The 4,063-nt window shown below is 73.0% G+C and carries 3 protein-coding genes; 1 reads left to right on the top strand and 2 read right to left on the bottom strand.

The window, feature by feature from the left end; all coding sequences use genetic code 11:
• Positions 1-272 precede the first annotated feature (272 nt).
• The gene (locus FOE67_RS18770; protein WP_182665825.1) at positions 273-722 is read left to right on the top strand and encodes a cell division protein SepF; all 450 of its coding nucleotides are present in this window, start codon (positions 273-275) and stop codon (positions 720-722) included.
• Between the two features lie 188 nt (positions 723-910).
• Here FOE67_RS18770 and FOE67_RS18765 read toward each other — a convergent pair whose 3' ends face one another.
• Both FOE67_RS18765 and FOE67_RS18760 read right to left on the bottom strand, forming a co-directional pair.
• A complete protein-coding gene (locus tag FOE67_RS18765) occupies positions 911-2,104 on the bottom strand; it encodes an acyl-CoA dehydrogenase family protein (RefSeq protein ID WP_182665823.1) in 1,194 nt (397 codons plus the stop codon).
• Entirely contained in the window at positions 2,064-3,827 is a 1,764-nt protein-coding gene (locus FOE67_RS18760) for an MFS transporter (RefSeq protein WP_182665821.1), read from the bottom strand. The genes FOE67_RS18765 and FOE67_RS18760 overlap by 41 nt, the downstream gene beginning before the upstream one ends.
• Positions 3,828-4,063 lie beyond the last annotated feature (236 nt).

Here is a 4,063-nt window from a genome sequence, read left to right as displayed (position 1 = left end):
TTCCCCTGTTCCTCCCCCGGCCCCCGGGGCCCGCCGTCCGGCGGGCCCCGGGGGCTCACCCGTACGCGGTATCCGTCACCCACCCGGGTGGAGCCGATCACCCGACGTTCCGTCAATCCGCGATGGTGCAACTACCCTGAGTGGACGCCATATCGTATGCACCAGAACCGTCACAGAATCCCGTTCGGTCATCTATTCCCTTGGCGGATTGTCAGCATCATGGACCACCATGGGGGGTAAGCGGACCACCGCGGAGCAGAGAGGAGGCGTCCATGGGTTCGGTGCGCAGGGCCAGCGCCTGGCTCGGTCTGGTCGATGACCGCGAGATGCGCTACTACGACGACGAATACGCCGATGGACCGGAGCCGGAGCCGGAGCCGGAGGACCGCGCCGAGCCGTGGACCACCGACCCCCGCCTGCGGGTGGCGGCGGAGGCCGCCGAGGAGCAGGGGGGTCGGATCGCCACCATCACCCCCCAGGGATTTCGCGACGCCCGGCGGATCGGCGAGTTGTTCCGCGACGGCGTTCCGGTGGTGATCAACCTCACCACCCTGGAGTCCGCCGACGCCAAGCGCGTGGTCGACTTCGCCGCGGGTCTGACCTTCGGGCTGCGCGGCACCATCGAGCGGGTGGCCAACCGGGTCTTCCTGCTCACGCCGACCGACTACCGCGTGATCAGCGGCTCCCGGAACAGCTCGACCGGCTTCTTCAACCAGAGCTGACCACCGGGCGGGCGGCGGATCGCCGAGGCCGCCCGACCCGGTGACCGTTCGGTTTCCCGGGCCCGCAGCGAGAGGTCGGCGCCCGGAGGGGTTCCCGGCGCCGGAGGCCGTTCCCCCCGGCCCGGGAGGGTGGGTCGCCGTCGCGTTCCGTCACGGCAGCCCTCGTCCCGCGGCCGAAAGCCCCGGCCTCACCCCCGGAACGCGTCCAATCCGGTGAGTGCCTTCCCGAGCACCAACTGGTGCATTTCCGAGGTTCCCTCGTAGGTGAGCACGGATTCCAGGTTCGTGGCGTGCCGCATCACCGGATACTCCAGCGAGATGCCGTTCGCCCCCAGAACCGTGCGGGACATCCGGCAGATCTCCAACGCCTCGCGCACATTGTTGAGCTTCCCGATACTGATCTGTTCCGGGGTGAGGGAACCCGCCTCCATCCGCCGTCCCAAATGCAGGGCGAGCAGCAATGCCTTGTGGAGTTCCACCGTCATGTCCGCGAGTTTCGCCTGGGTGAGCTGGAAGCCCCCGATCGGCCGGCCGAACTGCTCCCGGGTGCGGGAGTACTCCAGCGCGGTCTCCAGGCAACTGCGGGCGGCACCGGGCGCGCCCCACACGATCCCGTAGCGGGCGTGGCCCAGGCAGCCCAGGGGCGCCCCCAGCCCGCGTGCCCCCGGCAGCACCGCGTCGGCGGGCAGCCGCACCCCGTCCAGGACCAGTTCGCCGGTGACCGAGGCGCGCAGGGACCACTTGTGGCGGATCTCCGGTGCCGAGCAACCGGGGGTGTCGGTGGGCACGACGAAACCGCGGACGCCCTCCTCGGTGCGGGCCCACACCACGGCGACATCCGCGATCGGGGCGTTGGTGATCCACGTCTTGCGGCCGGTGAGCACCCAGTCCGAGCCGTCCCGACGGGCCCGGGTGCGCATCGAGGCCGGGTCGGACCCGTGGTCGGGCTCGGTGAGGCCGAAGCACCCGATGGCCTCGCCCGCGGCCATGGCGGGCAGCCAGCGCTCGCGCTGTTCCGGCGAACCGTGACGGTGGATGGCGTACATCGCCAGGGAACCCTGCACCGACACCAGTGATCGGATGCCGGAGTCGGCCGCCTCCAGCTCCAGACAGGTCAGGCCGTACTCCACGGCGCCCGCGCCGGCGCAGCCGTACCCCTCCAGGGTCATGCCGAGGGCACCGAGTTCGCCGAGTTCGCGGGCCAACTCCCGTACCACCGGCAGTTCGCCGCGCTCGTACCACTCGGCGATGCCGGGCAGCACCCGCTCCGCGGCCCACCGGCGGACGCCGGCGCGGATGTCCAGCTCCTGTGGGGTCAGCAGGTCGTCGATGCCGAGCGGGTCAGCGGGGTCGAAGCGGGGCGGCCGGGGTGCTGCCGGCATGCGGGACCTCCGGTGCGGTCGACTCGGGCATCCGATCGGCGGTGTCGGTGCCCCCGGGCGACGCTACGTGCCGGTAATCCCCCGCCGCAAGATCGACGACGCCACCGCCCGGGATGGCGGTGGTCACATCGGCCTCCGCGCCGACCGTCGGCTTCGCGCCGGAGGGGGCCATCGGCTCACGGGGCAGGCGCAGTGCCGCGAGGGCCCCGAGCAGGAGCAGCAGGGCGCTGGCGGCCAGGGCGGCCCTGGTGCCCGCCACGAAGGCGTCCGCGGCCGCGGCGTGCAGCGCCGCGCCGGTGTCCCCGCCGATCGCGTCGGCGACGGCCCTGGCCTCCGCCAGGGAGTGGCCGACCGCGGCGCGCTCCCCGTCGTCCAGGCCGCCCACCGCGCGCACGGCGGGGGCGTAGACGGCGTTCATGACGCTTCCCAGCAGCGCGATGCCGAGGCCCGCTCCGAACTGGTAGGCGGTCTCGCCCAACGACGCGGCCTCACCGGCCTGGTCCGCCGGGGCGTCGTTGATCATCGACTCGTAGGAGCCGAAGAGGGTGGTCTCCAGGCCGAATCCCAGCAGGACGAAGCCGGTGATCAGCAGGGCCGGGTTGTCGTGGTGACCGATCTGCATGAGCAACAGGACGGCCAGGGCGGTGAGGAGGAATCCGCCGGAGATCATCAGCCGGGGGCCCATGAGCCGCAGCATCCACGCGCCCATCAGCCCGGCGGCGATCGCCGCCACGCTCAGCGGCAGCAGCCGCAGACCGGTCTGCAGCGGACTCAGCCCCAGCACCAACTGGAGGTACTGGGCCGCGATGAGCGCCAGGCCCACCAGCGCCAGGACGGTCAGGACGATGCACCCGACGGAGGTCCCGAAGGCGGGACGACCGAAGGCCGCGAGGTCGATCAGCGGGTGCGGCCGGGACCGCTGGCGCCGGACGAAGACGACGAGCAGAACCGCCCCCGCGAGCCCCGCCACGAGGGTCCAGGGCGTGAACAGGTCGCCGCCCCCGATCCGCTTGACCGCCAGGATGACGCAGAACAGGCCCGTCGCGGCGATCAGGGCACCGGGAACGTCCCACGGCCCGGAGTCCGCCCGCCCCCGCGACTCGGGGAGCAGCCGGGCCCCCAGGGGAAGACAGAGGGCCATGAGCGGGATGTTGATCAGGAAGACCGAGCCCCACCAGAAGTGCTCCAGCAACACCCCGGCGACCAGCGGTCCGACGGCGGCCCCGACGGCCGCGACGGCGCTCCAGACACCGATGGCCATCGCCCTCTCCCGCCGGTCGGGGAAGACGTGGCGCAGGATGGAGAGGGTCGCGGGCATGATCATGGCCCCGCCCACGCCCAGCAGGGCCCGTGCCGCGATGAGGACGGCGGCGGAGTCCGCGCAGGCGGCCAGCGCCGAGGCGAGGCCGAAGCAGGCGTAGCCCATCAACAGCACCCGCCGGCGACCGATCCGGTCCCCCAGGGTGCCGAAGAGGATCAGCAGCGAGGCGCAGACCAGGGGGTACACGTCCACGATCCACAGCAGCTCGATGGGACCGGGACGCAGGTCCGCGCTCACGGCGGGGATGGCGACGTGCAGCACGGTGGCGTCCAGGGCCACCAGGAACAGGCTCGCGCAGAGCACGACCAGGACGGCCCAGCGGTTGGCCGCGCCCGTGACGGGCGGGGCCGCGGGGGCCCGGTCGCCGATGCCGGGCGGGGTCGCCCCGGACGTCTGCGCCATCTGCACCTCCCTCTCCGCACCGACCCCGGGGATCGGGGCCGTGCTCATCCCCGCGCCCCGGGAGGGGGCCGGCTGAACCGGACCCTACGGGGGCGGTGCGGGGGACGGACGAGGAGTTAGCGTACGCCGGCGGTGGAAGCCGCTTCGCACGCCGGAACCGGACGGACCCGCACGGTCCGGGGCGGAACGGGGCACCGGGCGGCCGACGGCCGGGCCGCGGAGCGCCCGGGGGAGAG

Source organism: Streptomyces calidiresistens (assembly GCF_014141525.1).
Taxonomy (GTDB): domain Bacteria; phylum Actinomycetota; class Actinomycetes; order Streptomycetales; family Streptomycetaceae; genus Streptomyces; species Streptomyces calidiresistens.
The sequence above is the reverse complement of the archived record's forward strand: the minus strand, read 5'-3'. Positions and strand labels throughout refer to the sequence as shown.

Excerpts from the sequence above, each read along its gene's own strand:
- FOE67_RS18770 (WP_182665825.1), top strand. The coding sequence starts at position 273 with ATGGGTTCGGTGCGCAGGGCCAGCGCCTGGCTCGGTCTGGTCGATGAC.
- FOE67_RS18765 (WP_182665823.1), bottom strand. The coding sequence starts at position 2,104 with ATGCCGGCAGCACCCCGGCCGCCCCGCTTCGACCCCGCTGACCCGCTC.
- FOE67_RS18760 (WP_182665821.1), bottom strand. The coding sequence starts at position 3,827 with ATGGCGCAGACGTCCGGGGCGACCCCGCCCGGCATCGGCGACCGGGCC.